This window comes from Nocardiopsis sp. MG754419, from assembly GCF_018207095.1.
GTDB lineage: Bacteria > Actinomycetota > Actinomycetes > Streptosporangiales > Streptosporangiaceae > Nocardiopsis.
In genome coordinates this window covers 1-388 of record NZ_QOCZ01000390.1, presented here as the reverse complement: position 1 = coordinate 388, position 388 = coordinate 1, and the positions used below count along the sequence as shown (strand labels likewise).

1 protein-coding gene is annotated in these 388 nt (G+C 69.8%); it reads right to left on the bottom strand.

The window, feature by feature from the left end:
• On the bottom strand, positions 1 to 388 hold a 388-nt coding region (locus DSY14_RS28250), incomplete at both ends, for a hypothetical protein (protein WP_211719617.1).

Sequence of the window (388 nt, the reverse complement as noted above, 5' to 3'; positions counted from 1 at the left end):
CTTCTCGGGGAGCAGGGTGGCCGTGTCGAGCATGTCGCCCACGGCCTCGAAGACGGCCTCCTGCTCGGTCGGCCCGTGGCCCCCGGCATCCTCGTAGAGCTTGTCCACCAGCTTGTCGGGGTCGGTGGGCAGTGCCGCCAGCTCGCGGTAGGTCGACACGTTCCGGTCCGCCTCGGCGCGACCGGTCCCGGGGGGTGTGTTCGTCGGCGGGCCGGAGACCACTTCCTGGCGGATGTAGCCGTCGCGGGTGCCGTCCACGGACGTCCAGTCCTCGCGTCGGACCTGCCAGGTGCCCACCACGCGGAAGGAGTTGCCGTACCTTCTCACGGCCTCCTGGGAGCCTTCCGTCTTGACGTAGACGAACTGGTCGTCACGGATCGTCGTGGCC